We start from the raw sequence: 25,191 nt of genomic DNA, 5'->3' as shown, positions 1-25,191 counted from the left end.
GATCCCCGCCCGGTACGTCGCCGCCGCCGGACCCGGCGGTACCGCTTGCGCGCTTCCGGATCGTCACGCGCGAGAAAACGTCCGCGAAGGCTCTCCCGGCTCGCCGGCCATCCGCGGCGGCGGGACCGGGCGGCGCCCCCGCCGCCCGGCCCCGGCGGGCCGACGCTCGCGACGGCCCGGTGACCTTCAGGTCAGGACGGGCACACCGTTCCCGAGCCCCGCGTGGTGACGGCGAAGACGGACAGCGGCGGCTCGAAGGCCCGGCTCTGCGCGGGGGCGAGGGAGAGGTTCGGCCGCGCCTGCACGCAGTAGGGGAACCTCGTGTTGTTGGTCAGCTCGTAGGCGTTGAGCCCGCCGGGGATGGTCCTGCTCTCGCCCGCGGGGATCAGGACGTCGGGCTGCGGCGTCGCCGGCGAGCTGTCGACGCAGAAGTAGTTGAGCGGGCAGGTGGCCAGGCTCGCCGTCGCGGCGTGGCCGGACTGGGCGCTCATGACGACGGCGGCCCCCGCCAGGAGGGACGCGGAAACGGTACGGACGATGCCAACGGACTTCATGGTGCCTCCTCATCGGACGCGGATCGGCCTCGCCGGCGTCGAGAGCGACAGGACGGGCGGCGAGACGCGCGATGTACGCAGCCTGCCAAGGCCGCCGGCCGGGAACGAGAGAGTGGCGGCCATTCTCCGCCACGTTCGTGCCAATCACGCTCCGGGCCCGCCGATCGCAGTGGGGGCTCGCCGATCGCGCTCCGGGCTCGCCGATCACGCTCCGGGCTCGTCGATCGCGGCCGGGGTGACGACGCGAGAACGCCGGAACCCCGCTCGCGCGGCGGCGAACGGGGTTCCGGCGATCTCAGGGTCTATTTGGCGCCGCCCGGCACCTGGGTGATGCGCACGCTGTCGGCGGCGGCCGCGCCGGCGGTCGCCACCGCGAGGCCTCCGCCGAGGGCCAGGACTGTCGCCACGGTCGCGATGATGCGTCTCACGGTTGCTCCTCATGCTTCAAGGGATTACGCCTCCGGCCAAGGTGGCATGCGCGGGGCCGGCCGTTCCAGCGGATGACTGCCACTCGCCGCCGACTCCCCGCCATCCCGCGCCACCTCTCGTGACCCGGCTCAGCCGGCGGTGGCGGACGCCCGGCCGGACCGTGACAGTGACCTGGGGCTCATAGGGCCTGGAACTTCACCGGTCCCGTGGTCACTCTGCAACGGAGTGTGGTGGCCGGTTGCGAAGCGTCACTGGAGGAGTTGGAGGCTCAGTAGAACGGCGTGACGCGCGAAGCCTGGCCGACACCCTGTCGGTCGCGCCATGGATGGAGCTCGAAGAGTACGTCGATCACCTGCGGGACCGGGTGGACGCCGCCGTCCTGGCCTCGCACGGGCGGCGGGAGCAGCTCCGCGCCGAGATACTGGCGGACCACCCCGACCTGGGCGCCAGGATACGCCGCCCGCCGCCCGGGACAATGCGGTGGGCCAGGCATCTCCTGCGCACCGGGACCGTCTCGTGACGAGGGTCTTCGAGCTCCGCACGGGCCTGAGCCATCCGGAGGCGAACCTGCCGCCCGTCTTCGACCTCGTCCGCCACTACATCAAGGACCAGCGGTTCATCGCGGTCAGCGAAAGCCCCTAGGACCTGGACGTGCTCAACGCCGGCATCGTCCTGGAGCCGGGGGAGTTCATCGAGTTGCGCACGCTGGCCGACGACCTCACCGGCTTCCTGGACGGCGACGAGAGAGCGGGGACGAACAGGGCGAAGTTCACCGCGGAGGTGGGGCCGGAGGTCACCGCCCTGCTCATCAAGGCCGGGCACCGTCCGTTCCTCCTGGAGTGCCACCGGGAGCGGGTCGAGGCGGCGGCGGCGCTCTTCCTCGCCGACGCGCTCTGGACACGGGGCCTGCCGGACACCGGCGCCCCCGTGACGGCACGCGGCTTTCCCTTCCCCATCGACCTCGCCGACAACGTGGCCCGCACGATGTTCAAGGGCGGGGAGTTCCGGGCGTTCATCGAGACGCGCCTGATGGAACTCGGGGTGGAGCACGGACTCACCGATCTGGACCCACGGAGGACACGAGGATGAGCTCGGAGACCGAAGCCGAAGCCGAAGCCGGGACCGGGGCCGGGGCCAGGACCGGGACCGGGGCCGCAGCCGGGGTCGAAGCCGAGGCCGGAGAGCCGCCGGAGGAGCCGGAAGAGCAGCACGGCGCGCCTTCTCCTCGCGCCTTCTCCTGCTCCGCCGGAACAGGAGATCCCTGCGGAGGAGATCGAGGCCGCCGAGGCCAGCCTCGCCCGCTCGCTGATCCCCCTCGGTTTCGTCGCCTTCGACGGGCCGGGGACGGACAACACCAGCAGCGGCGTCCTGGTCTCCGAGCAACTGCGCCGCCATTTCCGCCGCGACCCCTACGTGGGCGTCAACGACACCGAACAAGGCATCCACCTTCCTGGGACGGGCCGTCGAAGGCCCCTTCCACAGCCCCCACGAGATCGGCCCCGACTCGGCCATCAGCCGCACCACCCTGCTCCATCCCGAGCGCACCCGGTTCCGGCCCACCTATGACGCGGCCGGCACGATCGAGATCCTCGGCGAGGTCACCCCTTCGGAGAACGTGCTCCCCACCTCGACCCGCCCCCGGCCGTACTCGCAGGTGTTCATCTATCCCAGTGACCGGCTGCGCCGGATGCTCGGCATCGAGGGCGAGTACGTACGGATGGACCAGGGGAACGACGAGCCGCACCCCGCTCGCCTGCTGGAGGAACGCTTCGGCGAACGGCGGCCGCGCGGCATCCCGGGCTTCCGGGTGTACGTGCCGAACGCCGGCATGACGGACGCGCCCGATCCTCTGCCTTTCAAGGTGCCGATCGCCGACGTGCCCGAGTTCACCGAGCCCCAGGTACGCATGTGGGGAGCCATCACCGGCCAGGCCCGGCGCAACGCGGAGCGGGCCTCCAGGCCGGGCCGGATGGGCGCCCTCGCCGCTCCCGCGCCGCCTCCTCCCGCCCGCCCGTACGATCTCAGCGACCTGATCGACGGCTTGCAGGAGGATCCGGCCACGGGAGGAACAAGTTGTACAAGCTCGGCAGGTCCGAGATGCTCGACTGGCGGCCCACCAGGAACACCCCGTACCTGGACGTGGACGAACTGCTCGTGGAGGGGTGCCTGAGCGTCTTCGACGTGAGCGAGACCGACGACAGCGCCCGCCGGTGCTGGTGGTGATCGAGGAGGTGCACACGTTCGTCTCGCGGGCCAGCGCGGGCCGGATGCGCGCGGTGCTGGACCAGTCGCAGGTCATCAGCCGGCGTGGCGCAAGCGCTGGATGGGCCTGGTGCTGGTGTCGCAGCAGCCCGGGCACGTGCCGGAGGAGCTGTTCGAGCTGGCGAACACGCGCTTCATCCACCAGCTCAAGTCGGCCGGCAATCTCGCCCCGGTCCGCGCCACCACGGGCGGGGTGCACGAGGCGCTGTGGTAGACGGTTCCCGCGCTGGGACAGGGGCAGTGCCTGCTGACGGGCTCGGTGCTCCGCAACCCTGTCTTCGTGCAGGTGCGCCCGGCGCGTTCCCGGCGGATGCACACGGCGTCCAAGCAGGTCGTGGAGCGCTATTTCGACATGTGGAACACCGGCGACGCCTCCGCCGCCAGGGACGGGACCTCGACACGCCGGGGACCGACCTCATCTGGCAGGTCCGGGTGGCGGATGGCCGGATGGCCGAGATGTGGACCTATCGCAGCACCACCTGAACGATCACCGCTCCCACGCGGAACGATCTTTCTCGATCCTCTCGCCGGTGTGGCGTTCGGCTTCCCGGCGCCGGCCGGTCACATGCCGGCGATGAGCTTGTCGACCCGCTCGTCCACGCTGCGGAACGGGTCCTTGCACAACACCGTGCGCTGCGCCTGGTCGTTGAGCTTGAGGTGCACCCAGTCGACGGTGAAGTCGCGCCGCTTCTCCTGCGCCTTGCGGATGAACTCGCCACGCAGCCGCGCCCGGGTGGTCTGCGGCGGCACCGACTTGGCCTCGAAGATCTTCAGGTCGGAGGCCACCCGCTCCACCGAGCCGCGCTTCTGCAGCAGGTAGTACAGGCCGCGCCTGCGGTGCACGTCGTGGTAGGCCAGGTCGAGCTGGGCCACCCGCGGCGAGGACAGCGGCAGGTCGTACTTCTTGCGGTAACGCTCGATGAGCTGGTATTTCGTCACCCAGTCGATCTCGCGCGAGACCAGGTCGAGATCGCCGGTCTCGACCGCGCGCAGCGTACGCTCCCACAGCTCCAGCACCCGGTGCGCGATGTCGTCGCCGCCACGCCGGTCCACGAAGTCCTTGGCCTTGCCCAGGTACTCCTGCTGGATCTCCAGGCTCGACGCCTCGCGCCCGTTGGCCAGCCGCACCCGCCGCCGGCCGGTCACGTCGTGCGAGACCTCGCGTATCGCCCGGATCGGGTTGTCCAGGCTCAGGTCGCGCATCACGACCTCGGCCTCCACCATGCGCAGCACCAGGTCGGTCGCGCCGACCTTGAGCAACGTCGTGGTCTCGCTCATGTTGGAGTCGCCGACGATGACGTGCAGGCGGCGGAAGCGCTCGGCGTCGCCGTGCGGCTCGTCACGGGTGTTGATGATGGGGCGGGACCGGGTCGTCGCCGACGACACTCCCTCCCAGATGTGCTCGGCGCGCTGCGACACGCAGTACACCGCGCCCCTCGGGGTCTGCAGCACCTTCCCCGCGCCGCAGATGATCTGCCGGGTGACCAGGAACGGTATCAGCGCGTCGGCCAGCCGGCCGAACTCCCCGTGCCGGCCCACACAGTAGTTCTCGTGGCAGCCGTAGGAGTTGCCGGCCGAGTCGGTGTTGTTCTTGAACAGGTAGATGTCACCCGCGATGCCCTCCTCGCGCAGCCGCTTCTCGGCCTCGACGAGCAACCCCTCCAGGATGCGCTCGCCGGCCTTGTCGTGGGTGACCAGCTCCGCGATGTCGTCGCACTCGGGGGTGGCGTACTCGGGATGGCTGCCCACGTCGAGGTAGAGGCGGGCGCCGTTGGGCAGGAACACGTTGCTCGACCGGCCCCAGGACACGACGCTCCGGAACAGGTAGCGCGCGACCTCGTCGGGAGACAACCTGCGCTGGCCCCTGAAGGTGCAGGTGACGCCGTACTCGTTCTCCAGCCCGAAGATGCGTCGGTCCACCACCTCACACTACTCTCCCCGCCCGGACGGCGGGGGGATCGCCCGGGAACGCCGTCCGGCACGGCTGGACGATGACGTACCAATTCTCGCGTCGGCTTCCTGCGGGCCGCGCCCGGCCGGCAGCAGCAGGTGGACGCTCACGTACGCCCCCGCCCGCGACGATTCCTCGGCGTCGGCCCGAGTTCGGCCGTCTTGTACGTGACCAGCGGGACCGTGGTGGCGACGGGCGTGGCCAGGCCGTGGGTCACCAGGTCGTCGATCACCTGCTCGATGCGCTTGTAGGCCGTCGGCGCCTCCTCGAAGAGCAGCTGCCGGTCCCCGCACACCACCAGCGACCCGACCGGGGTGCGGCGCAGCTCCTCGACCGTGTGCTTGGCCCTGCCCCGGCGCAGCGCGTCCGCACGCGACATCTTGCGTCCCGCGCCGTGCGCCACGGAGTAGCCGGCGTCCGGCCCGGCGTGGCCGGCCACGAGGTAGGACGGGGTGCCGCGGGTACCGGCGATCAGCACGTCACGGCCGTCACCCGGCGCCGCGCCCTTGCGGTGCAGGTAGCCGCCGTCACGGACCTCCACCAGGTTGTGGCACTGGTCGACGATCGGCTCGGTGGCCTCGGCGCCCAGGGCGTGGGCGACCCGGGCCGCCAGCAGCCGCCGGTTGAGCGATCCCCACCGTACGGCCTCGTCGTGCATCGCCAGGTACGCGTCCGGATCAGGGGCGGGCCCGGCACCGTGGACCTCGGTGTGCGCCCGCAGGATCCGCTCGCCCAGCCCCCGGGAACCACTGTGGACGACGAGCACCAGGTCACCGGCGTCCAGCCCGAGCCGGCTCGCGTGCTCGGGCTGGAGGACGGTCCCGACGCGCGCCAGCTCCACGAAGTGGTTGCCCCGGCCGACCGTCCCGAGACCTTCGACGTGACCGGCGGGGATGTCGTCCTTGATCATGCCCCAGGAGGGGTCGACGGCGCGGTCGAGGTCGGGGAAGCGGGCGGCGAGCTTCTCCGGGACGGCGCGCTTGAGCTTGACGGGGAACACGGCGATGCCGCACCCGATGTCGGAGCCGACCAGGAACGGATACAGGACGGTCGAGGTCATGGCGGCGCCGATGGGGGCGCCCTTGCCGGGGTGCAGGTCGGGCATGGCGGCGACGTGCACCATGCCGTCGAGGGCGGCCACCTGGTGGCACTGCGCGACGGCGTCGGACTCGATCCAGCTCGTGGGGGAGGCGAACACGGTGACCGTGGCCGTGGGGGAGGGGTGCTGAGACAAAGACGCTCTCTTCGCTGCGACAAGGATGTGGGCATGCGGCATCACGGCGGCGAACGGGCGCCGTGGCATCTCGGAGGAAGGGGTGCTGTGTCCGTCAAAGCCTCATGGACACCACATTTCCCCGAGCCCGTCACCCGCGGCAACCGATTTTCGGCCGCCCCGTCACCCCCGTGTCACAGGAACGGGACGCGGAGGCGACCCCGCGAGCCGCCCCGGGCCAGGGCGAGGCCGCTGCGTGCGCCATCCGGGCGGGCTCGGACAGCCCGGCGACCGTGGCCGGTCATCCACCGTTCGCCGAGGCCGGATACGCGCGCCGCAGCGCCGCGTCACCGCTCGACGGCCCGTCGCCGGCCGGGCGGAACTCCGCGGAGTTGACGTGTGTCTCGACGACCCTGACCTGGCTGATCGACGCGCCGGCAGCACGCGGCACGTCGGCCAGGAGCGCTTGCGTGACCCTGCCGATCATCACCGCCACCGCTTCCACCGTGGGAAGCGGCAGGTCCGCCGTGTAACTGGTGTCCGGACCCAGGTCAGGCCGACCGAACAGGAAGACCTTGCACCCGTGGGCCATGAGCAGCGGAGCGAGCGGATCCTCGGCGCCCAGCATGGCACCGTGATCGAGCTGCTCGTCGATGAACGCGCGCAGCGCCTTCTTGAACCCGCCGAACTCGACGACCGTCTGGTCGTGGCTGAGCTCCGCAGCGCTCACCGTGACCTCGGCCCACCAGGAATGCCCGTGCAGGCTCATGCACTTGCCGCTGAGGTGCGGTAGCCGGTGCGCCGTCTCGAAGTTGTGCCGGATGTGGATGTGGTGGCTCATCCTGTACCTCGTGGTCGCCGGGACAGTTACTGACCACCCATTCAACGTTACGCATCGTAATCACGGGTGAGCGTGTCGTCCCGAAGGAGTCCAAAACTCGGCATGCGCCGCGTTCGGCACCAAGGCGCCACGCACCCGCCCAGAAGAAGACCGGCCGGCCCCGCACTGCCTGGTCGACGACCGCGTCCTGGTCCGTGCGGTACGCTCCTCGCTCGGTCCCCGGCCCAGCGAGGGGCGTACTGGAAGGTCGATCGTAATGGCGTCGTTCGTCGGGCTGCGGCCGTGGTCGACCAGGGGGCCGGAAATCGAGTTCGAGGCGGACGGAGGTTCTTTCGACCTTCACAACAACGCTCGCGTCGAACGATTGACCATTGCTCCTGGGGGCCCCGCCCTGACGCTTACCTTCACTTACTGTGACGACTGGCGAGAGCTCGACTCTCGAGGGCGTGTCGTCGAGCTGGAGTTCGGCGGGATCAGGGATCTCAAGCTCGAATTACCTGCCGACTACGACCCCTTGGCGGCGATCAGCCTGGAAGGAATAACGCATCAAGAAATCTCTGGCATCTCGCACTTCGACGTCGACATGGGTGATGTGCGATGCTCGTTCGTCGCGGATGTCCTGACCTTCAGAGAATGAAACCTCTTCGGACCGCGTTCCGCTCGATCTGCCGCAGAGACGGCTGTGGTGTTGCCGCGCGAGCGTGGGAAGCACTGGCGATCGCGGGTCTCCCGCCCCCGAGGCCGGAGGCGGGAGCGGGTGCCCGCCGTTGGGGCTGTTGAAGCCGAACGGTACGTCACCGCGGCCCGGGCGCCGGGCGCCGGCAGGACGGCGAGGTCATCGCATCCGGCGTTCTCCGGTCAGTAGACGAACGGCCAGCCGGTCGCGTCGTAGCCGATCTTGTTGATGCCGAGCAGCGACGCGCCGTTGTCGGCGTAGTAGTGGTAGACCAGCACGTCGCCGTCGGTGTCGCCGAAGACCGCCTGGTGGCCGGGGCCGTGCACCGAGCCGTGGCCGGCCAGGACCTGGGTGCCGCCGCCGGAGGTCATCGCGACGCCGTTGCGGTCGACGTACGGGCCGGTGACGCTGGCCGAGCGGCCGACCATGATCCGGTACGTGCTGGCCGCGCCGCGGCAGCAGGCGTCGAAGGAGACCCACAGGTAGTAGTAGCCGCCGTGCTTGTAGAGGTACGGCGCCTCGATCGCGGTGCTGCCGGAGCGCTGGGCGATGCCGCGTACGGTGCCGTCGAGCCGCTTGCCGGTGGCCGGGTCGAGCTGGATGAGCTTGATGCCGGTCCAGAACGAGCCGAAGCTCAGCCACCAGCGGCCCTGGTCGTCCACGATCAGGTTGGGGTCGATGGCGTTGTAGGTGCTGCCGGAGCCGGTCGAGATGATCAGCCCTTCGTTGGTCCACGACCCGGACGCGCCGGTGGTGCTGGTGGCCAGGAAGATCGCCGAGGTGTTGGAGCCGAAGCTGGAGGCCGAGTAGTACAGGTAGTACCGGCCGTTGTGGTAGGAGATGTCCGGTGCCCACAGGCTGCGGCTGCCGCCGGTGTAGCTGGTCGTCCAGGGGGCGCCGCCCGGGAAGACGGTGCCGGCGTTGCGCCAGGCGGTGCGGTCGGCGGAGGTCTTCAGCACGATGTTGTCGCCGGTGTGGGCCAGCAGGTAGCCGCCGCCGGGCCTGCGGACCACCGACGGGTCGTGCACGCCGATGTCGCCGGTCACCCGGCCGGGGCCCGGGTAGGAGGAGGGCGGCGTGGTCGGGCCCGAGGGTGTCGGGCCGGGGGAGGGCGTGTCCGGCGTGCCGGTGCAGGTCACCCCGTTCAGGGCGAACGCCGCCGGGGCCGGGTTCGAGCCGGTCCAGGAGGCGTTGAAGCCGAAGGTGACGCTGCCGCCGCCGGGGATGGCGGCGTTGTGACCGGCGTCGGTGACGGTGACGGCGGCACCGCTCTGGGCGGCGGTGGCGTTCCACGTCTGGGAGATCTGCTGGCCGGCGGCGAAGCTCCAGGTCAGGCGCCAGCCGGTGACCGGGTCGCCGAGGTTGCGGACGGTGACGTCGCCGGTGAAGCCGCCCGGCCACTGCGAGGCGACCGTGTAGTCCACGCCGCAGGCCGCCGCTGCTGTCGCCGCCGCTGCCGGCGGCTGCGTGAGGGCCAACGCGGGCACCACCATGCTCGCCAGCATCGCCGTTAACGCTAACATTCTGCTCCGGATTGACCCTGCTTGTTTCATGAATCAACCAATCTCTGTGGTCGTCCGAGTGCCGGTGCAGACGGTAGGAGCCGCCGGCGAGCGGGGTCAATTCACGGGGTGCCGGGCAGCCCGGCCGTCCCGCCGGACTCCGACCCCGCCGGAGGTCACGTCGTTGCGAAGCGGCCGGTGAGCGTGGCACGGAGCTGAAACTTTCACGAATCTGAAAGTTTCACCGCCGGTCCGGGGGACGGCGCGGGGCCTCGCGGCCGCGGGGCCGGAGGCTCTGGCGGCCGAGCGGCTGACGGCGTTCGACGCCGCCGGGGGCGCGTCGGACACTTCCCTGTTCTGTTGTGTTACCGCTAACACGGCTGGTGCTGCCCGACCCTTGTGGATCGCCCGGCCGTCCGGCGCGTCCTTGCCGCCGAAGCTTTCCGTTGGTTAGCTACTGAGCATGCCGACCACGCCGCAGCCCCGCCCCCGTCCCGGCACCCGCAGGCCCTCACGCGCGCGCCTGCCCGACGGCCACCTGGCGAGCGTCTACAGCGCCGCCTGCCCCTCGCGGCAGGCGCTCGACCGGCTGGCGGACAAGTGGAGCGTCCTGCTGATCGGCGCCCTGGAGGGCGGGCCGCAGCGGTTCGGGCGGCTGCGCGATCAGATCGACGGCATCAGCGAGAAGATGCTCGCCCAGACGCTGCGCAGCCTGGAGCGCGACGGGCTGGTCCGCCGCCGTCCCGGCCCCGATCGGGGCGTCAGCTACAGCCTCACGCCGCTGGGCCGTACCCTGCGCGAGCCGATGCAGGCCATCCGCGCCTGGGCCGAGCGCTACATCAACGAGGTCGAGCAGGCCCGCGAGGCCGCCGACGCCCGCGACGACCAGGTGTGACGGCGCGTCAGCGGGCGTGAACGGCGGCGGCCCAGCGGTGCAGGCGCCGCGGCGGCAGGAACCTGCCGAACACCGTGCCGGCGAAATGGCCGCCCGCGACGAGCGTGCGCTCGTCCTGGTAGTCCTCCAGCAGCGCGAGACGGGTCTTGGTGCTCTGCTCGGCGTCGACGTCGAAGAGGAAGCTCCAGTCCGTCTCGCTGACCTGGGCCTGGGTGTGCATGACGTCGCCGAGGACGAGCAACCGCAGGTCCGTGGCCGGGTCGGTGACCAGCAGGCTGAGGTGGCCGGGCGTGTGCCCGGGCGTGGGCAGCGCCAGGACGCCGGGCACGACCGGCTCGCCCGGCCGCGCGAACTCGATCACCTCGCCCAGCGGCTCCTGCACGGCCAGCGGGTCGGGCCCGATGACCTCGGCCGTGCCGCGCCAGTGCCGCCACTCGGCCTGGTCCACCAGGTGCCGGGCGTCCGCGAACGTCAGCCCGCGCGCCGGCCCGGCGGGCCCGCCGGTGGGGGAGGGGGCGACGTCGCTGGTCCAGCCGACGTGGTCGTGGTGCAGGTGGGTGAAGACGACGGTGTCGACGTCCCCCGGCCGCAGGCCCTCCCCGGCCAGGCTGTCGAGCAGCGCCCCGCCGCGGAACCGGCCGATCCCCGGCACCTCGAAGGCGACCGCCCCGAGACCGAGGTCCACCAGGACCCGGTGCGTGCCGGTGTCGATGAGGAACGAGCCGACGCTGACCGGGAGCAGCCCGTCGGCGTCCAGGTAGGGCGCGTGGGCGGCCCAGCCGTCCGGCCCCGAGGACGGGAAGACGGCGACCGGGTCGAGGTGCGCCTCCCCGTCGGGCAGGTAGGTGACGGTGGTGGTGCCGAGGGTGATCCGATCGCGCGGTGCCGCGTCGAGCATGGTGCTCCTCCTTGCTTGCCGGTTTGGCCTGCGGCTAACTATTGGTTAGTGACCGGAGGGCGGCAAGTACGCACTTGCAAGTGCGTCACCCGGCCGGTGCGGCTCGCCGGGCGCGATCGTCCGACAAAATGGCGGGATGTCCCGACCGGTCCCCGCAGACCTCCTGGAAATCGCCGAAGCACTCGTCCCCGACGCCCCTCCCGGCTCCGCGCGCCTTGCCGAGCACGGGAACATGCACCACGTCGTGCTGTTCCCCGGCGTGGCCGCCGTGCGGATCACCAGGCGCCCCGACGCCGCCGCCGAGCTGCCGCGCCGGGTCGGGATCCTTCGGGCCGTCGCGGCGGCCGGCCTGCCCTTCGCCGTGCCGGAGCCGCTGACCGCGGTGACCACGTTCGGGGAACGCGCGGCCGTCGCGGTCTCGTGGATCGACGGCGCGGGGCTGCCGGAAGGCGCCGGGGACCCGGCGGCGTTCGGCCCGCTCCTGGAGGCGCTGCGCGAGGTCGAGGTCTCGCCGGAGCTCCAGGCCGTTCTGCACCGGCCGCGCCGGTACGCCGGTGGCTCGGGATGGGCCGACATCCTGACCGGCGAGGTCGTCCCGCGCCTGCCGGCGAAGTGGCGTGACGCGGTCCGGCAGCGGCTGGACACGCTGCTGGCGCTGGAGGAGGTCCCCGCCAGGCTCGTCCACGGCGACCTCGGCGGCGGCAACGTCCACTTCGGCGAGGACGGCAAGCCGGCCGGCGTCCTCGACTGGGACCTGGCGATCCTGTCCGACCCGGCGATCGACGCGGCACTCGTCGCGACCTGGCACGGCTGGGACGTCCTCGGCGCCACCGACGAGGAGACCCGCCGGCGTGCCCGGATCTGGAACGACGCGGTGGGGGTCGAGCACCTTCACGCGGTGTTCACCGGCAGGCCCTTGTCACACGTCGAGGGTTTCGTCCGTGCCGTCGTCGCGTGGCTGGAGGAGCGCGGCTGATCGCCGGCCGGTGAACCGGCCGGCGGCCACGTGGACCGGCCGGCGGCCGCCGGCCACGCGGATCGTCAGGCCGGCCGCCTGCCGAGCCTGAGGACGGAGCGGACGACGAGCCCGGCGATGAGGCCCCAGAACGCGGCGCTCACCCCGGCGATCGCGATGCCGGAGGCGGCGGTCGCGAAGGTGACGACGGCCGGTACCTGCTCGTCCGGCTCCGAGAGCGCCGCCCTCAAGGAGGAGGCGAAGGTGGCGAGCAGGGCGAGTCCCGCCACGGCGGGGATGACCCCGGCCGGGGCCAGCGACACGAGCGTGCCGAACGCGGCCGAGGAGACGCCGAGCACGACGAGGACGCAGCCCGAGGTCACGCTCGCGATCCAGCGCCGCGACCGGTCCTCGCCCGCCTCCGGCCCGGCCGCGAGGGCCGCGCTGATCGCGGCCAGGTTGATCGCGTGCCCGCCCGCCGGCGCGCCGAGGACGGTGCCGACCCCGGTCACGAGCATCGACCTCCGCCACGGCACCTCGTAGCCGAGACCCTTCATGACGGCGACGCCGGGCACGTTCTGCGAGGCCATCGTCACGAGGTAGAGCGGCAGGGCGATGCCGACCACCCCGGCGAGCGTGAAGCTCGGCGCCGTGATCTCCAGCCGTGGCGCGAGCGCGGCGGGGTCGATCGCGGTCCCCGAGGTCGCGACGTGCACGCCGATGACGATCGCGGCGGTCAGGAAGGCCAGCGGGGCCGCCCAGCGCGGCAGGAACCGCGTGGCGAGAAGCCAGACGGCCACTACCGGCGCGACCCGCAGCGGGTTCGCCGCCAGCCCGGTGAGCGGTCCGAGACAGAGCTGGAACAGCACGCCGGCGAGCATCGCCTGGCCGACCGAGGAGGGGATGCGGGCGATGAGCGCGCCGAGCTGCGGCACGAGGCCGGTGAGCACGATCAGCGCGCCGGTGAGGAGGAACGCGCCGATCGCGGCGGGCCACCCTCCCCCGACCGCCCCGGTCGTGGCGAGCAGCGCCGCGCCGGGCGTGGACCAGGCGGCGGTGATCGGCATCCGGGTCCACGACGCGAGCAGGACGGACGACAGGCCCATGGTGACGCTCACCGTCAGCAGGCCGCTCGATGCCTGGCCGGGGCTCGCGCCCACGGCGGCGAGGCCGGCCAGGACGACCACGAAGGAGCTGGTGAACCCCACCAGTCCCGAGACCACCCCCGCGGAGACCGGCGGGAGCACGCCGCCCGGCGCCGCCGTCCCGTCGCCGCCCTCCCGTACGCCGGGCCGCCGCCCGGCGCCCGAGCCGTTCGCGGCGAGCTCGTCCCGTAAACGCATGGTGTCCCTCCCGTCGGACGGTCGAGGGACACCCAGGCGGTCGATGTCGCTCACATGCTCCACGCCGGTCACATCCGGCCACGCCAGTCGCGGCAGCCAGAATACCGGGCACCCGATCTACGACGGTATGCGGCTGATGCCGTGAGCGACCGGGTCACATGCCGAGGTGGGCTCCCCGCAGCGCCTCGACCGCCGCGGCGGGCCCGCTCACCTCGACCCGCGCGGCGTCACCCCGTCCGAAGAGGAAGAGCAGCAGCTCGCCGGGAGGCCCGGTGACGCGGGCCACGGGCTCGCCCCGGCGCGCGCGGACGGTCCGGGTGGTGCCCGCCCACCGCAGCTCCAGGCCCGCGCCGCGCAGCCGGCGCGCCAGGAACCAGGGGGCGAGGCCGACGTTGCGCCACAGGGCCTCGTCCATCGCGGGCTCGTGGGTACGCGGGCCGCGGCCGGCCGCCCGGCGGACGTCCTCGTGGTGGACGAAGAACTCGTTCAGGCTCGGGTACCGGCGTACCCAGCCGAGACGGAAGAAGCCCGGCCGCGGCCCCGAGCGCAGCGTCGCGACGAGCCAGGCGAAGTCCCGGCGCGCGAGCGCCTGCCTGCGCCGCTCGGCCAGGCGGCCCCACGGTCCGGGGACGACGAGCCCGGGACCGGCCACAGGGTCCACGTCGCGCAGGACCAGGTGCGCGGCGAGGTCACGGGTGAGCCAGGGCGCGAGGAGGGTGGGCGCCTCGGGACCGAGCTCGTCGAACAGGTCGCTGAGGCGGGCCCGCTCGACGGCGTCGAAGAACACCTCGGCCATACCAGGGAGTGTAGTGAGGCCGGCACCGGCGTTCGAGACCCGGAAGGGCGGGCGCGCCGAGGAGGTCCCGGCCGTCGCGGGTCACTGTTGCGGGCCTTCGTAGAAGGCGTGGACGCGGGCGGCGTGACCGTGCCGGTCCAGCTCGACGACGTCGAGGACACGGTTGCCGTTCTCGCGCCGGTAGAGCAGGGCATAGCCGCCCGGGCCGGTCAGCAGCGCCTCCTCGGTGAAGGTCAGGCCGGGGGCCAGCTCCAGCCCGAGCGCGAAGTGCCTGCGCAGCTCCGCCGTGCCGTGCAGGCGGCCGTCGGCGCGGCCCCAGCGGCGCACCACGGTGGGGGCGACGAAGTCGACGTCCTCGGCGTAGCAGGCCAGGATCGCGTCGAGATCGTGCTGGTTCCACGCGGCCAGCCAGGCGTCGGCGTGGGTGCGGCAGTTCATGTGGCGTGCTCCGTCGTGCGGTCAGCGGACCATGCGGAAGAAGGTGCGGAGCTCCTCGACGAACAGCCCGGGCTGCTCGAACGCGGCGAAGTGCCCGCCCTTGTCCAGCTCGTTCCAGTGCAGGATGGTGGTGAAGCGCTTCTCGGCCCACCGCCGGGACGGCCGGGGGTTCTCCTTGGGGAAGATCGAGCATCCCGCCGGGACGGTCACCACGTCCGTCGTCCCGGAGGTGAAGAGGCGCTGGACGGGCTTGAAGCTCTCCCAGTAGAGCCGGGCGGCGGACGCGCCGGTTCCGGGCAGCCAGTAGAGCATCAGGTTGTCGAGGAGCTCGTCGCGGGTGAGGACGCTCTCGGGGTCGCCGCCGCTGTCGGTCCAGGACCGGAACTTCTCGATGATCCAGGCGCAGAGCAGCGCCGGTGAGTCGACGAGCCCGTAGCCGATGGTCTGCGGCCGGGTGGACTGCTCCAGCGAGTAGCCGTCCTCGTCCTCCCGGCCCCGTTCCAGGTCGGCGATCGCGGCCCGCTCGGCGGGGGTGAGGTCGTCGAACGTGGCCGGGTCCGGGGCCGCCAGCGGCGGGACGAGATGGATGCCCGCCACGTGGGCGGGGTCCCGCAGGCCGATGAGCGTGGTGACGGTGGTGCCCCAGTCGGAGCCCTGCGCGCCGTAGCGGTTGTAGCCGAGGCGGGCCATCAGCTCGATCCAGGCGTCGGCGATCCGCTCGACACCCCAGCCGCGGTGGTCCGGTTTGTCGCTGAAGCCGTAGCCGGGCAGGGACGGGCACACGACGTGGAAGGCGTCCCTGGCGTCGCCGCCGTGGGCCGTCGGGTCGGTGAGCGGCCCGATCACCTTGAGGAACTCCACGATCGAGCCCGGCCATCCGTGGGTCAGGACGATCGGCAGCGCGTCCTCGTGCGGCGAGCGGACGTGCAGGAAGTGGATCCCGAGGCCGTCGATGGAGGTCCGGAACTGCGGCAACGCGTTCAGGCGCCGCTCGGTGGCGCGCCAGTCGTACGCGTCGGCCCAGTACCGGCACAGCTCGCGCAGGTAGCCCAGCGGGACGCCCTGCGACCAGTCGCCGACCGTCTCCTTCTCGGGCCACCGCGTGCGCCGCAGCCGCTCGCGCAGGTCGGCCAGCACGGGCTCCGGGACGTCGAGGCGGAACAGGGTCACGCGGTCGGTCATGCTGTCTTCCTCGTCGGGTCGTCGGGTCGTCGGGTCGTCGCGTCGTCGGGTCGTGGGCACGGGAGCGGCGTGGCCCGGCCGCGCGCTCACCACGGCCGGACCCGCGAGCGCTCCAGCAGGTGGGCCAGCCGGTCGAGGCCGGGCAGGGCCAGGTCGCCGTCCAGCCCCCGCAGCGCCGCGGTCGGCATGCCCGCCGCCCGCCCGGCGGCCAGCCCCGGCTCGGAGTCCTCCACCACCAGGCAGGCGGGCGGCGCGACGCGGAGGCGGCGCGCGGCCTCCAGGTAGCCCTCGGGATCGGGTTTGCCCGCCCGTACGTCGTCGATCGTCAGGAGGACGGGCGGGTCGATCCCCGCCGCGTGCAGGCGTGCCCTGGCCAGCCGCCCGTCGGCGCTGGTCACCACGGCCCACGGCAGCCGGAGCCGGTCCAGCGTGGCGAGCAGGAGGCGGGCGCCGGGCGCTGCCGTGACCTCGGCCAGGTCCTCGTACTGCAGGGCGTGCTGCCGCCGCGCGGCCGCCGTGACGGCCTCGTCGTCCAGGCCGGGAAGCAGCCGCCGGACCGTACGCGCGGCCGGGCTCCCGTGGGCGACGGCGAGCACCGCGCCGGGGTCGACGCCGTACTCACCGGCCCAGATCGACCAGGCGCGCTCGATCGCGGCGTCGGAGTCCACGAGCGTGCCGTCCATGTCCAGCAGGACCGCTTCGACCGCCGCGAGGTCCGTTCGTCGTGGCACGGAGCCCCCCTTTCGATTAAACTCGTGCATCGAGCATAAACGAAGGGCGGCGACACATGGCAACCCCACCCGGCCGGGTCAGGTCCGTGCGGGCCGCGGATCTCCGCTGGCGCGGCGCTTTGGCCGTGCTCGACGAGATGCGCCGCGAGCCGGGCGTGACCAGGGCGGCCGTCGCCCGGCGGCTCGGCCTCAGCACCGGCTCGGCCACGGAGATCACCTCCCGGTTGCGCGAGCTCGCCCTGCTCGCCGAGACCCCGGCCGCCGCGACCTCCCGGGGCCGCCCGACGAGCGTGCTCGCCCCCCACCCGGAAGGCCCCCTCGTCATCGCCGTGGACCTGCGGCAGGAGGACTGGCGGTGCGCGATCGCGGCCCTCGACGGCGAACCGGCCGTCGCGGAGACCGGGACGCACCGCAGCCGCGCCCCCGAGGACGTGATCGGCCCGGTGGCCCGGGCCGTGCGACGCCTGCGCCGCCGTCACGGTCGGCGCGTCCGGGCGATCTCGGTGGCGGTCGCCGCGACCGTGCAGCACGGCAGGGTCGTCCAGTCCTCCGTGCTCGGCTGGGACGCGGTGGACCTGGCGGCGCTGTCGCCCGATCCCGGCCCGCCGCTGCTCATCGGCAACGACGCCACCCTCGCGGGGCTCGCCGAGGCCAGGCGGGGCGCCGCGGCGGGAGCGGCGACCGTCCTGCACGTCACCGTGGAAGTGGGGGTCGGCGGCACCCTGGTCGTCGGCGGCAGGCCCCTGCACGGGGCGACCGGCGCGGGCGGGGAGTTCGGGCACCTGCCGTTCGGCGACCCCGGCCTGCGCTGCCCGTGCGGCGCCCGGGGCTGCTGGGACCTGGCGGTCGACGGCCGCGCCATCGCCCGCCACCTCGGCGAGCCCCCGCCCCGCGACCCCCGCACGTACGCCGAGCGGGCCCTGTCCCGCACCCCGGAGGACCCGGCCGCCCGTGCCGCCGTCGGCCGCGCCGCCACCGGGCTGGCCCGCGGCCTCGCCGGGCTGATCAACGCGCTGGACCCCGCCGTCGTCACCCTGGGCGGCCTGGCGGAGCCGCTGCGGGCCGCGGCAGGGCCGGAGTTCACCGCTGCCCTGACCGGCGGCCTCATGCGCTTCCGCCGCCCGCACCCGCCTCCCGTGCTCGCGGCCGCCCTCGGCCGGGACGGGGCCCTGCACGGGGCGGTGATGACCGCGCTCGACCACGTACTCACCGAAGAGGGTCTCGCCGCCTGGGAGGCCCTGCGAAGGGGGCCGCGGGCCTGACGGCGCCGGGGTCCCTCAGCGCCGGGGTCCTTCAGCGCCCGGCGGGGTGGAAGTCGTAGGGCTGCGAGTCGTACACGTAGTAGACGCAGTCGGCGCCCGGGGCGCACCTGCCCTGGTGCACCGCCTTCGAGGGGTAGTACAGGTAGTCGCCGGCGCCCACCCGGTAGGTCTTGTGGCCTTCCACCTGCCACAACATGACCCCCGAGACCCCTACGACATGCTCGGGGCTGGTGTGCCAGTGGGGAGAGAAGGGGGTGCCGGCCTTGAGGGTGAACAGCGCCTCCGACGGGCCGGTCTTCGGGTCGCCCTTGAGCTGGACGAACGTGCACCCCTTCAGCCCCTCGCAGGGCGAGCCCTTCTCCCGGTGCGAGTGGTGGATGACCCGGTCCGCCGCCTGCGCGGGGCGGGAGTCGGCGAGCGAGCCGGTCGATCCGCTCGTCACGACGGCCAGTACGCCGGCCACGCCGGCCAGGAACAGTTTCTTGCGCATGCCAGATCTCCTGCGGTGCTCCGTCCGCATAAGCGGACTTCGGTCCGGATATCTGGCAACGTACCGGACTGCGGTCCGGTTGGTCAACGAGGGCCGGTCGTCAGGGCGCGACGGTGGCGGCGCGGACGAAGTCGGCCAGCGGCTGGGGCGTGATCTGCGGGTACCTGGCGTTGTCCAGGCTGTCGAACGTGGCCTTGCCGCTCACCATGCACCACTGGTACTGCAGCGCCACGTAGTCGAACGGATTGCTGGTGAGCGCCGCCCGGCGGGCGATCTCCGCGCGCAGGTCGTCGGCGGTGCCGAGGTGGAGCAGCCGCAACGTACGGCCGGAGCCCCGCTGGACCGCCTCGTGGAACCCGCGCATCGACACGACCTCACCGGCGAAGCGCAGCGTGCCGGTGGCGGCCGGGTCGAGGGCGACGGCGGCGGTGTAGGCGGCGGTGTCGGCCACCGAGGTCAGGTCGAGCGGCTGGTCGGGATCCCCCCAGTGGGACAGGGTGCCCCGCTCCCAGTCGATGAGCCCCATGAAGCCGATCATCACCTCGTAGAAGGCCCCGTTGAGCACGGAGACCACCTCAAGACCGGAGCCGGCGAGCGCGGCGGCGGCCTGCCGGCGCCAATCGATCATGAAGTTGTCGCCGTCGTCCAGCTTGGTCAGGTCGAAGGCGAAGTCGGACGGGACGAACCGCCGGGCGCCGGCCTTCTCCGCGGCACGCGCGAGGTTGGCCTGCCCGTCCACGATCACGTCGGGGCCGCCCTGGACGGCGGAGATCACGGTCGTGGCGTCGCCGACGGCCTCGGCCAGCCGCTCGACCGGATCGGTGATGTCACCCTCGGCCACCTCCAGGCCGCCGGTCCGCAGGGCCGTCAGGGAGTTCTTCTTCTCCGCGCCGGTGCCGGGCCGTACCAGGGCCCGCACGGGGACGCCCTGGTCGAGAAGGGCCCGGACGATCCGGCCGCCGAGCAGCCCGGTGGCGCCGGCCACGAGGACCTTGGGGGAAGAGGACATGATGGGGTACTCCTTGCTGGTAACGGACCAGAACGTTCGTCCCGGGCCCATGACGGGCCGCAGGACGTTCCGGGGATCGGGTCAAGGGATGGGCGGGGTCGTCCCGCCGGCGGCGCCGCGACGGGCTCACGACCCCTTTTTGATCGCTTCGCTGAGCGCGGTGAGGCTCGCGGCCAGTCGTTCGACGTCGGCCGGCTCCCACTCCGCCAGCAGGGCGGCGACGGCGGCCGTACGCGCCTTCCAGAGCTTGCCGATGGCGAGCTTCCCCGCCCGCGTGACGCTCACGAGCTGTGCCCGGGCGTCGGCCGGATCGGGCCGGCGCTCGATGAAGCCGCGTGCCTCCAGGCGTCTGGCCGGAGGCGACAGGGTGGACTTGTCCACCTCCATCAGCTCCGCCAGGACCGACAGCCGCACCGGCGCGTGCAGCGACACCTGGGCCAGCAGGGTGTAGTCGCCCAGCGACAGCCCCAGCCCGGAGGACGCCATGATCCTGCGCCGGGTGGCCGGCGCGAACATCCAGTTGCCCACCGTGGCCAGCGCCGCCGCCACCCCGTCGACGGCCTCGCGCCGCGGGAGGGAGCGATCGTCCTCGCCGGCCGGCCCGTGTTCCATCCGCACACCGTCCCCGAAGTAGTTGGTTTGGCACAACCAACTATGGCGCATGCGGGAACTCGATGCAAGTGCATGCGACGTTACGTGCCGGCCCTGTCGAGGAGAGGGGAGGACGGCTCGGGAACGGCGGCCGGGCGTGCCGTGCGCCGGTGGATCAGGATGACGCCGGCCATGCTGATCAGCCCGCCGGCGAGCTCGGCCGGCCCCGGGATCTCCTCCAGCCACACGAACGCCACCCCGACGGCGATCGGCGGGACCAGGTACAGGGCCGCCGTGGACTGCGCGACGGTGTACCGGGCGACCGCGTACCCCCAGGTGACGAAGCCGAGCGCGGACGGCAGCAGGCCGAGGTAGAGGGCGGACACGGCGGCGTCGGCCGGGGCGTGGAGCAGGTCGCGCACGGCGCCGGGCGCCAGCGGGGCCAGGAACAGGGTGCCCGCCCACATCGCGTAACAGGCGACCTCCAGGCCGGTGTACCGCTTCAGCAGCGGCTTGGTGGCGAAATGGTAGACGCCCTGGACGACGGCCGCCGCGAGGATCGCCAGCGCGCTGACGCTGACCTGGGCGGAGCCGGCGGCGTAGGCGATGAGCGCCACGCCGGCCAGGGCCGTGACGGTGCCGGCCACGACGGCCGCCGAGAGGCGCTCGCCGAGGAAGATCGAGGCCAGCAGCACGCTGAACACCGGCGCGGTGGCGATGAGCAGGCTGGCCGTACCGGCGGGGACGTGCACCTCGCCCCAGTTCAGCAGCACCTGGTAGGCGCTCATGCCGGTGAACGCGCACAGCGCGATCAGCGGCAGGTCGCGCCGGCGCGGCAGCCGGACCCGCAGGAGCGGGCTGACCACGGCCAGCGCGGCGGAGGCGACGGCCAGCCGCCAGAACGACAGCCCGCCGACGCCCAGGCCGCCGACGCCGACGCGGATGGCGGGGAAGGCCGACGCCCAGAGCACCACCGTCGTGAGCAGGGACGCCAGGCGTGGCGAGATCGGTGACTTCACCCTCCGCAGCATTCACCGTAGAATCAGTAAGGTCCAGTTAAAGTTTCCTTCTGAACCAGGAAGGTTCGCTTACATGTTGGATCTCCGTCGCCTGCGCCTGCTGCGTGACCTGCAGATCTACGGCACCGTGACGGCGACGGCCGAGGCCCGGCACCTCAGCGGACCGGCGGTGTCACAACAACTGGCCGCGCTGGAACGCGAGGTCGGGCTGCCGCTGCTGGAGAAACAGGGGCGGCGGTTGCGGCTCACCCCCGCGGGCAGCCTGCTGGCCGAGCACGCCGAGGTCATCCTCGGGCAGATCGCCACCGTCGAGGCCGACCTGCGCGCGTTCCAGGGAGGCGGCCAGGGGCTGGTCCGGCTGGCGGTGTTCCCCTCGGCCGCCCGGGTGCTGATGCCCCGCCTGTGGCGCCGGATGTCCGCCGACGGGGCGCCCGCGCCTGAGCTGCGCATCACCGAGTGCGAGCCCGGCCCGGCGGTCGAGGCGCTGCGCCGTCGGGAGGCCGACATCGCGATCGTCCACGCCTACAGCCTGCTGCCGCGCGAGCCGCCGCCCGGATGCCGGCAGCACCACCTCATGGACGAGCCCGTGCTGCTGGCCATGCCCGCCGCCTCGGCCTCGCGTCGCGGGCTGGGCCGCGGGCAGCCGGTGCACCTGGCCGACTTCGCGCGCGAGCACTGGCTGATGCCCGGCGCCGAGACCTCCTGCCACGAGATGACCCGCCGGGCCTGCGGCGCCGCCGGGTTCGTGCCCCGTCCGATCGTGACCGCCAACGACTTCTCCGTGCTGAGCGCGCTGGTGGCCGCGGAGGCCGGGATGGCGCTCATCCCCCGCATGGCGCTGCCCCGCGACACCGAGGGCATCAGCCTGCACCCGCTGGCGGAACGCGTCCACCGCACCGTGGCGGCCTACACCCGCACCGGCGACGCCCGCCTGCCGCGGGTCGGGCTCGTCCTGGAGGCGATCCGCAGCGCCGCGGCGGACGTGACGGGCGAGGCGGACGAGCGGAGGAGCTGATCACGAAGGCCCGCGCGGCGGCGGGTGACGGGCGCCGGCGATGCCGCCGTTGTGGCTGATGAGGGTGCCGCCGCCAGGGGCCGGCTGGACGAACACGCCCAGCCCGTAGCCGGCCGGCAACTCGGCGGGCAGCAGCTCGCCGCCCAGCGGGGCGGTGACGAAGGTGTGCGGGTCGCGGGCGGTGGAGATCATGTCGCCGCCGCTGGAGATCCAGGACGGGGCGACGACCACCGTGTTCAGCGGCTCGATCCGGGAATCCAGGACCGCGGACTGCCGGAGGGTGGCGAGGAAGAGCGCTCCGGCATCGGCGACGCTGAAGCGCAGGAAAGGGTCCCGCGGCGTCACCCGATCGGCGCCTGCACCCTCGCCGTGCTGTCTCCGCCGGGCCGCGCGTTCAGGCCGGTGAGCTTGTCGGGGTTGGTGATCGAGTAGATGGTGGTGACGCGGTCGCCACTGGGGTCCAGGTCCACGACGACGACGGCGAGCGGGCCCGTGCCGTCGAGGAGGAGGGCGCACGGGTCGCCGGCCACCTTCCGGTAGCGCAGGTGCAGCCCGTCCGCGGGCAGCGTCGCGGCGACCGACATGAACAGGGCGGCGACCTGCTCACGGCCGCGCACCGGACGCGGGCTGGTGGCCGGCCCCTTGCCGCCGCCGTCGGTCCACAGGACCACGTCCGGCGCCAGTACCCGGAGCAGGGCCCGCAGGTCGCCGCCGAGGGCGGCGGTGGCGAACCGCTCCGTGACCTCGGAATGGACGTCCGGCTCGATCCGGTGGCGGGGGCGCCGCGCGTGGACGTGCCGGCGCGCCCGGGTCGAGAGCTGGCGGACGGCCGCCGCCGAGCGGCCCAGGACCTCGGCGATCTCCGGGTGGCCGAAGCCGAACACCTCGTGCAGGACGAACACCGCCCGCTCCAGCGGCGACAACGTCTCCAGCACCACCAGCACCGCCATCGACAGCGACTCGGCGCGCTCGGCGTGGCCGGCGACGTCGTCCTCGCTCGTGACCAGGGGCTCCGGCAGCCAGGTGCCGACGTAGGTCTCCCGCCGGCGGCTCAGGACCGCGCGGCGGGCCAGCGCCTGGTTCACCGCCATCCGCACCAGGTAGGCCCGGACCTTCTCGACCGGGCCTGCGGCCGGGTCGCGGTGCCGGGCACGCCAGGCCAGCCACACCTCCTGCAGCGCGTCCTCGGTGTCGGCGACGCTGCCGAGCATGTTGTAGACCACCGCGAACAGCAGCTCGCGGTGGTCCAGGAACTGCTCGGTGGCGGCGTCGAGCGCCTGGGGGCGGGGCGATGGCATGGCGTGTCTCCTCCGTTCGGTGGGTCGTGACCGAAGAGGTCCCGCCGGGTCAGAAGTGTGACATGTGCGCCGGAAAGGTGTGCTGTGTCACATCCGCGGGAGGCGATGTCACAGTCGGCACGGTGGTGTCCCTCTGTGGTGGCGTCCGGAAGACCGAGCTTGAAGGGATACGATCCGATGCGCACACTGATCCGGGACGTCAAGGTGTTCGACGGCGAGCGGGCCGTCGCGGCGGCCGACGTGGTCATCGAGGACGGGCTGATCGCCGGCGTGGCCGCCGGCCGTCCCGGCGCGGCCGATGTCGTGGTCGATGTCGTGGTCGACGGGACGGGCAGGACGGTGCTGCCCGGCCTGATCGACGCGCACACGCACGTGTTCGACGGCAGTCTCGCCCAGGCCCTGCGGTACGGCGTCACCACCGAGCTCGACATGTTCTGCCTCCCGCAGATCCTCGCCGAGCAGCGCCGGCTGGCCGCCGGCGACGACCACGTGGCCGACTTCCGCAGCGCGGGCACCCTGGCCACCGCGCCGGGCGGGCACCCGACTCAGCTCCTGGCGGCCCTGGCGGGCACCGTCCTCGCCGAGCTCGGCACGGCCGCGAGCGACTCGGTGATCGACTTCGTCTCCGACCCGGCCCAGGCGCCGGCGTTCGTGAAGGCGCGGCTCGACGAGGGCGCCGACTACCTCAAGATCGTCATCGACGACGGCGCGGTGCACGGGGCCGACCTGCCGGTCATGACCGCGGACGTCGCCACCGCCCTCACCGAGGCGGCGCACGAGGCCGGGCTGCGGGTCATCGCCCACGCGATCACCGCGCCGGAGGTGGAGATCGCGCTGGCGGCCGGCGTGGACGGCCTGGCTCACGTCTGGACGGACCTCGCGCCCGGCGACCCGGCCTCGCGGCGGCTGGCCGAGCGGGTGCGCGCCCAGGAGGTCTTCGTCGTCTCCACGCTCGCCTACTTCGAGGCGATCACCGCCCAGCGGGTCGAGACCGCCGACTGCGCGTCCCCCGGCAGCTCCGCCAACGCGGCCGGGGCGCTGCGGGCCCTGCACGACGCGGGCGTGGCGCTGCTCGCCGGGACCGACGCGACGCCGTTCGTGCCCGAGCACGGCGCCGGCCTGCACCGCGAGCTGCGGCTGCTCACCGAGGCCGGGCTCGGCGCCGAGGAGGCGCTCGCCGCCGCGACCAGCGTGCCGGCGCGGCACTTCGGGCTCTCCGACCGCGGCAGGATCGCTCCCGGCCTGCGCGCCGACCTGGTGCTGGTCGAGGGCGACCCCACCCGCGACATCACCGCGACCGCCTCCATCGTGGACGTGTGGCGGCGCGGCGTCCGGCAGCCCTCCGCGTCGTAGAGGCGAGGGCGCCCGATCGGGGAGCGGCGTGCCGGCCCCGTCAGCTCGCAGGACGCCAGCTCGTCGAGGACGTGGGCGGAGGCGAACGCGCTCCGCACCCTGCCGGCCATGCCCGCGGAGGTCGGCGTGACGGTGTGGTCGAGCCTGGCGTCCCGGTCCCAGCCGATGTGGTTCGAGTGCTCCGCCCTCTCGTCGGCGCCGTCCCCAAGGGTGGTCGTCCCGGTGGAGCGCACGTGCTCCGCGCCGGCGCGCGCCAGGATCGAGCGGCTCCGGGGAATCGCGGAACGGGCGGCGGGGAGCCCGCGCATTCATGACGACGGCGACATGGTTCGCGAGAAATGAGCGGGCGAAACAAATTTTCATCGCCCCGGCCGCCGTGCCGCGATCAAAGCCGTGAACAGCGCGTCAAGTATTCGGCAATTCGTTGCTGAATGCCCTCTCCCAGATTGTGGCTGCCGCCGGTACCTGGGAGAGAGGACGACAGGCGA

At 73.0% G+C, this 25,191-nt stretch carries 30 protein-coding genes; 12 read left to right on the top strand and 18 right to left on the bottom strand.

Annotation, left to right across the window (positions count from 1 at the left end; genetic code table 11):
* Positions 1-191 precede the first annotated feature (191 nt).
* Positions 192-554, bottom strand: coding sequence for a hypothetical protein (locus AB0H75_RS33435; RefSeq protein WP_367803387.1), 363 nt, complete (start codon positions 552-554; stop codon positions 192-194).
* A gap of 302 nt (positions 555-856) precedes the next feature.
* Positions 857-982 (bottom strand): hypothetical protein, encoded by a 126-nt coding sequence (locus AB0H75_RS33430; RefSeq protein WP_367803385.1) that lies wholly within the window; start codon positions 980-982, stop codon positions 857-859.
* A 326-nt stretch (positions 983-1,308) separates the two neighbouring features.
* Here AB0H75_RS33430 and AB0H75_RS33425 point away from each other — a divergent pair, with 326 nt between their 5' ends.
* The 6 genes from AB0H75_RS33425 to AB0H75_RS33400 all read left to right on the top strand — a co-directional run bounded on the left by AB0H75_RS33425 (position 1,309) and on the right by AB0H75_RS33400 (position 3,728).
* The gene (locus AB0H75_RS33425) at positions 1,309-1,503 is read left to right on the top strand and encodes a hypothetical protein (protein ID WP_367803383.1); all 195 of its coding nucleotides are present in this window, start codon (positions 1,309-1,311) and stop codon (positions 1,501-1,503) included.
* Complete coding sequence (locus AB0H75_RS33420; RefSeq protein WP_367803381.1) at positions 1,500-1,625, top strand: hypothetical protein; 126 nt, start codon at positions 1,500-1,502, stop codon at positions 1,623-1,625. The genes AB0H75_RS33425 and AB0H75_RS33420 overlap by 4 nt, the downstream gene beginning before the upstream one ends.
* 9 nt (positions 1,626-1,634) lie before the next feature.
* Complete coding sequence (locus AB0H75_RS33415; RefSeq protein ID WP_367803379.1) at positions 1,635-2,072, top strand: hypothetical protein; 438 nt, start codon at positions 1,635-1,637, stop codon at positions 2,070-2,072.
* Positions 2,073-2,598: 526 nt separating this feature from the next.
* Positions 2,599-3,153 (top strand): hypothetical protein, encoded by a 555-nt coding sequence (locus AB0H75_RS33410; RefSeq protein WP_367803377.1) that lies wholly within the window; start codon positions 2,599-2,601, stop codon positions 3,151-3,153.
* A gap of 153 nt (positions 3,154-3,306) precedes the next feature.
* The gene (locus tag AB0H75_RS33405; protein ID WP_367803375.1) at positions 3,307-3,459 is read left to right on the top strand and encodes a hypothetical protein; all 153 of its coding nucleotides are present in this window, start codon (positions 3,307-3,309) and stop codon (positions 3,457-3,459) included.
* A gap of 140 nt (positions 3,460-3,599) precedes the next feature.
* Positions 3,600-3,728 carry a hypothetical protein gene (locus AB0H75_RS33400; RefSeq protein ID WP_367803373.1) on the top strand — a complete coding sequence of 43 codons (129 nt, stop codon included), beginning with the start codon at positions 3,600-3,602 and terminating at the stop codon, positions 3,726-3,728.
* A 78-nt stretch (positions 3,729-3,806) separates the two neighbouring features.
* Here AB0H75_RS33400 and pafA read toward each other — a convergent pair whose 3' ends face one another.
* The 3 genes from pafA to AB0H75_RS33385 all read right to left on the bottom strand — a co-directional run bounded on the left by pafA (position 3,807) and on the right by AB0H75_RS33385 (position 7,250).
* Complete coding sequence (pafA, locus tag AB0H75_RS33395; RefSeq protein WP_367803371.1) at positions 3,807-5,165, bottom strand: Pup--protein ligase; 1,359 nt, start codon at positions 5,163-5,165, stop codon at positions 3,807-3,809.
* Between the two features lie 137 nt (positions 5,166-5,302).
* The gene (locus tag AB0H75_RS33390; protein ID WP_367803369.1) at positions 5,303-6,430 is read right to left on the bottom strand and encodes an RNA ligase RtcB family protein; all 1,128 of its coding nucleotides are present in this window, start codon (positions 6,428-6,430) and stop codon (positions 5,303-5,305) included.
* A 280-nt stretch (positions 6,431-6,710) separates the two neighbouring features.
* Positions 6,711-7,250 carry a 6-pyruvoyl tetrahydropterin synthase family protein gene (locus AB0H75_RS33385; protein ID WP_367803367.1) on the bottom strand — a complete coding sequence of 180 codons (540 nt, stop codon included), beginning with the start codon at positions 7,248-7,250 and terminating at the stop codon, positions 6,711-6,713.
* 256 nt (positions 7,251-7,506) lie between these two features.
* On the opposite strand from AB0H75_RS33385, the gene AB0H75_RS33380 reads away from it, so the two are divergent.
* Positions 7,507-7,887 carry a hypothetical protein gene (locus tag AB0H75_RS33380; RefSeq protein WP_367803365.1) on the top strand — a complete coding sequence of 127 codons (381 nt, stop codon included), beginning with the start codon at positions 7,507-7,509 and terminating at the stop codon, positions 7,885-7,887.
* A 221-nt stretch (positions 7,888-8,108) separates the two neighbouring features.
* Here AB0H75_RS33380 and AB0H75_RS33375 read toward each other — a convergent pair whose 3' ends face one another.
* Complete coding sequence (locus AB0H75_RS33375) at positions 8,109-9,431, bottom strand: family 43 glycosylhydrolase (RefSeq protein ID WP_367803363.1); 1,323 nt, start codon at positions 9,429-9,431, stop codon at positions 8,109-8,111.
* A gap of 460 nt (positions 9,432-9,891) precedes the next feature.
* On the opposite strand from AB0H75_RS33375, the gene AB0H75_RS33370 reads away from it, so the two are divergent.
* The gene (locus tag AB0H75_RS33370; protein ID WP_367803361.1) at positions 9,892-10,323 is read left to right on the top strand and encodes a winged helix-turn-helix transcriptional regulator; all 432 of its coding nucleotides are present in this window, start codon (positions 9,892-9,894) and stop codon (positions 10,321-10,323) included.
* A 7-nt stretch (positions 10,324-10,330) separates the two neighbouring features.
* On the opposite strand, the gene AB0H75_RS33365 is transcribed toward AB0H75_RS33370, so the two are convergent.
* Positions 10,331-11,221 (bottom strand): MBL fold metallo-hydrolase, encoded by an 891-nt coding sequence (locus AB0H75_RS33365; RefSeq protein ID WP_367803359.1) that lies wholly within the window; start codon positions 11,219-11,221, stop codon positions 10,331-10,333.
* A 136-nt stretch (positions 11,222-11,357) separates the two neighbouring features.
* Between AB0H75_RS33365 and AB0H75_RS33360 the strand changes: the two genes are divergently transcribed.
* On the top strand, positions 11,358-12,197 hold the full coding sequence (locus AB0H75_RS33360; protein ID WP_367803357.1) for an aminoglycoside phosphotransferase family protein: 840 nt from the start codon (positions 11,358-11,360) through the stop codon (positions 12,195-12,197).
* 65 nt (positions 12,198-12,262) lie between these two features.
* Here AB0H75_RS33360 and AB0H75_RS33355 read toward each other — a convergent pair whose 3' ends face one another.
* The 5 genes from AB0H75_RS33355 to AB0H75_RS33335 form a co-directional block, all read right to left on the bottom strand.
* Entirely contained in the window at positions 12,263-13,519 is a 1,257-nt protein-coding gene (locus AB0H75_RS33355) for a benzoate/H(+) symporter BenE family transporter (protein WP_367803355.1), read from the bottom strand.
* Between the two features lie 154 nt (positions 13,520-13,673).
* Positions 13,674-14,315 carry a TIGR03085 family metal-binding protein gene (locus tag AB0H75_RS33350; protein ID WP_367803353.1) on the bottom strand — a complete coding sequence of 214 codons (642 nt, stop codon included), beginning with the start codon at positions 14,313-14,315 and terminating at the stop codon, positions 13,674-13,676.
* Between the two features lie 81 nt (positions 14,316-14,396).
* Positions 14,397-14,753 (bottom strand): nuclear transport factor 2 family protein, encoded by a 357-nt coding sequence (locus AB0H75_RS33345; RefSeq protein WP_367803351.1) that lies wholly within the window; start codon positions 14,751-14,753, stop codon positions 14,397-14,399.
* 21 nt (positions 14,754-14,774) lie between these two features.
* Entirely contained in the window at positions 14,775-15,935 is a 1,161-nt protein-coding gene (locus tag AB0H75_RS33340; protein ID WP_367803349.1) for an epoxide hydrolase family protein, read from the bottom strand.
* A gap of 86 nt (positions 15,936-16,021) precedes the next feature.
* Complete coding sequence (locus tag AB0H75_RS33335) at positions 16,022-16,666, bottom strand: HAD-IA family hydrolase (RefSeq protein WP_367803347.1); 645 nt, start codon at positions 16,664-16,666, stop codon at positions 16,022-16,024.
* 56 nt (positions 16,667-16,722) lie between these two features.
* On the opposite strand from AB0H75_RS33335, the gene AB0H75_RS33330 reads away from it, so the two are divergent.
* Complete coding sequence (locus AB0H75_RS33330) at positions 16,723-17,928, top strand: ROK family protein (RefSeq protein WP_367803346.1); 1,206 nt, start codon at positions 16,723-16,725, stop codon at positions 17,926-17,928.
* A 31-nt stretch (positions 17,929-17,959) separates the two neighbouring features.
* On the opposite strand, the gene AB0H75_RS33325 is transcribed toward AB0H75_RS33330, so the two are convergent.
* The 4 genes from AB0H75_RS33325 to AB0H75_RS33310 form a co-directional block, all read right to left on the bottom strand.
* A complete protein-coding gene (locus AB0H75_RS33325; RefSeq protein WP_367803344.1) occupies positions 17,960-18,418 on the bottom strand; it encodes a cupin domain-containing protein in 459 nt (152 codons plus the stop codon).
* A 100-nt stretch (positions 18,419-18,518) separates the two neighbouring features.
* Positions 18,519-19,427, bottom strand: coding sequence for an NmrA family NAD(P)-binding protein (locus AB0H75_RS33320; RefSeq protein ID WP_367803342.1), 909 nt, complete (start codon positions 19,425-19,427; stop codon positions 18,519-18,521).
* Between the two features lie 126 nt (positions 19,428-19,553).
* Positions 19,554-20,039 carry a MarR family winged helix-turn-helix transcriptional regulator gene (locus AB0H75_RS33315; RefSeq protein WP_367803340.1) on the bottom strand — a complete coding sequence of 162 codons (486 nt, stop codon included), beginning with the start codon at positions 20,037-20,039 and terminating at the stop codon, positions 19,554-19,556.
* An 80-nt stretch (positions 20,040-20,119) separates the two neighbouring features.
* Complete coding sequence (locus AB0H75_RS33310) at positions 20,120-21,037, bottom strand: DMT family transporter (RefSeq protein WP_367803338.1); 918 nt, start codon at positions 21,035-21,037, stop codon at positions 20,120-20,122.
* A 73-nt stretch (positions 21,038-21,110) separates the two neighbouring features.
* On the opposite strand from AB0H75_RS33310, the gene AB0H75_RS33305 reads away from it, so the two are divergent.
* Positions 21,111-22,052: a LysR family transcriptional regulator gene (locus tag AB0H75_RS33305; RefSeq protein WP_367803336.1), complete on the top strand. Its 942-nt coding sequence runs from the start codon at positions 21,111-21,113 to the stop codon at positions 22,050-22,052.
* Here the strand turns inward: AB0H75_RS33305 and AB0H75_RS33300 are convergent, their stop codons facing one another.
* Together AB0H75_RS33300 and sigJ are read right to left on the bottom strand one after the other, a co-directional pair.
* Positions 22,053-22,397, bottom strand: a complete 345-nt coding sequence (locus tag AB0H75_RS33300; RefSeq protein WP_367803334.1) for a hypothetical protein — start codon at positions 22,395-22,397, stop codon at positions 22,053-22,055.
* Complete coding sequence (gene sigJ / locus AB0H75_RS33295; RefSeq protein WP_367803333.1) at positions 22,394-23,350, bottom strand: RNA polymerase sigma factor SigJ; 957 nt, start codon at positions 23,348-23,350, stop codon at positions 22,394-22,396. The genes AB0H75_RS33300 and sigJ overlap by 4 nt, the downstream gene beginning before the upstream one ends.
* Positions 23,351-23,527: 177 nt before the next feature.
* Between sigJ and AB0H75_RS33290 the strand changes: the two genes are divergently transcribed.
* On the top strand, positions 23,528-24,703 hold the full coding sequence (locus tag AB0H75_RS33290; protein ID WP_367803331.1) for an amidohydrolase family protein: 1,176 nt from the start codon (positions 23,528-23,530) through the stop codon (positions 24,701-24,703).
* The last annotated feature ends 488 nt before the right edge of the window (positions 24,704-25,191 follow it).

Origin of the sequence: Nonomuraea sp. NPDC050783 (genome assembly GCF_040802095.1) — a bacterium.
Lineage (GTDB): Bacteria > Actinomycetota > Actinomycetes > Streptosporangiales > Streptosporangiaceae > Nonomuraea.
This window is presented reverse-complemented; position numbering and strand designations above follow the sequence as displayed.

Coding starts and splice junctions, on each gene's coding strand:
- AB0H75_RS33435 (WP_367803387.1), bottom strand. CDS start 554: ATGAAGTCCGTTGGCATCGTCCGTACCGTTTCCGCGTCCCTCCTGGCG.
- AB0H75_RS33425 (WP_367803383.1), top strand. CDS start 1,309: ATGGAGCTCGAAGAGTACGTCGATCACCTGCGGGACCGGGTGGACGCC.
- AB0H75_RS33405 (WP_367803375.1), top strand. CDS start 3,307: ATGGGCCTGGTGCTGGTGTCGCAGCAGCCCGGGCACGTGCCGGAGGAG.
- AB0H75_RS33385 (WP_367803367.1), bottom strand. CDS start 7,250: ATGAGCCACCACATCCACATCCGGCACAACTTCGAGACGGCGCACCGG.
- AB0H75_RS33380 (WP_367803365.1), top strand. CDS start 7,507: ATGGCGTCGTTCGTCGGGCTGCGGCCGTGGTCGACCAGGGGGCCGGAA.
- AB0H75_RS33375 (WP_367803363.1), bottom strand. CDS start 9,431: ATGCTGGCGAGCATGGTGGTGCCCGCGTTGGCCCTCACGCAGCCGCCG.
- AB0H75_RS33370 (WP_367803361.1), top strand. CDS start 9,892: ATGCCGACCACGCCGCAGCCCCGCCCCCGTCCCGGCACCCGCAGGCCC.
- AB0H75_RS33365 (WP_367803359.1), bottom strand. CDS start 11,221: ATGCTCGACGCGGCACCGCGCGATCGGATCACCCTCGGCACCACCACC.
- AB0H75_RS33360 (WP_367803357.1), top strand. CDS start 11,358: ATGTCCCGACCGGTCCCCGCAGACCTCCTGGAAATCGCCGAAGCACTC.
- AB0H75_RS33355 (WP_367803355.1), bottom strand. CDS start 13,519: ATGCGTTTACGGGACGAGCTCGCCGCGAACGGCTCGGGCGCCGGGCGG.
- AB0H75_RS33350 (WP_367803353.1), bottom strand. CDS start 14,315: ATGGCCGAGGTGTTCTTCGACGCCGTCGAGCGGGCCCGCCTCAGCGAC.
- AB0H75_RS33345 (WP_367803351.1), bottom strand. CDS start 14,753: ATGAACTGCCGCACCCACGCCGACGCCTGGCTGGCCGCGTGGAACCAG.
- AB0H75_RS33340 (WP_367803349.1), bottom strand. CDS start 15,935: ATGACCGACCGCGTGACCCTGTTCCGCCTCGACGTCCCGGAGCCCGTG.
- AB0H75_RS33330 (WP_367803346.1), top strand. CDS start 16,723: ATGGCAACCCCACCCGGCCGGGTCAGGTCCGTGCGGGCCGCGGATCTC.
- AB0H75_RS33325 (WP_367803344.1), bottom strand. CDS start 18,418: ATGCGCAAGAAACTGTTCCTGGCCGGCGTGGCCGGCGTACTGGCCGTC.
- AB0H75_RS33320 (WP_367803342.1), bottom strand. CDS start 19,427: ATGTCCTCTTCCCCCAAGGTCCTCGTGGCCGGCGCCACCGGGCTGCTC.
- AB0H75_RS33315 (WP_367803340.1), bottom strand. CDS start 20,039: ATGGAACACGGGCCGGCCGGCGAGGACGATCGCTCCCTCCCGCGGCGC.
- AB0H75_RS33305 (WP_367803336.1), top strand. CDS start 21,111: ATGTTGGATCTCCGTCGCCTGCGCCTGCTGCGTGACCTGCAGATCTAC.
- sigJ (WP_367803333.1), bottom strand. CDS start 23,350: ATGCCATCGCCCCGCCCCCAGGCGCTCGACGCCGCCACCGAGCAGTTC.
- AB0H75_RS33290 (WP_367803331.1), top strand. CDS start 23,528: ATGCGCACACTGATCCGGGACGTCAAGGTGTTCGACGGCGAGCGGGCC.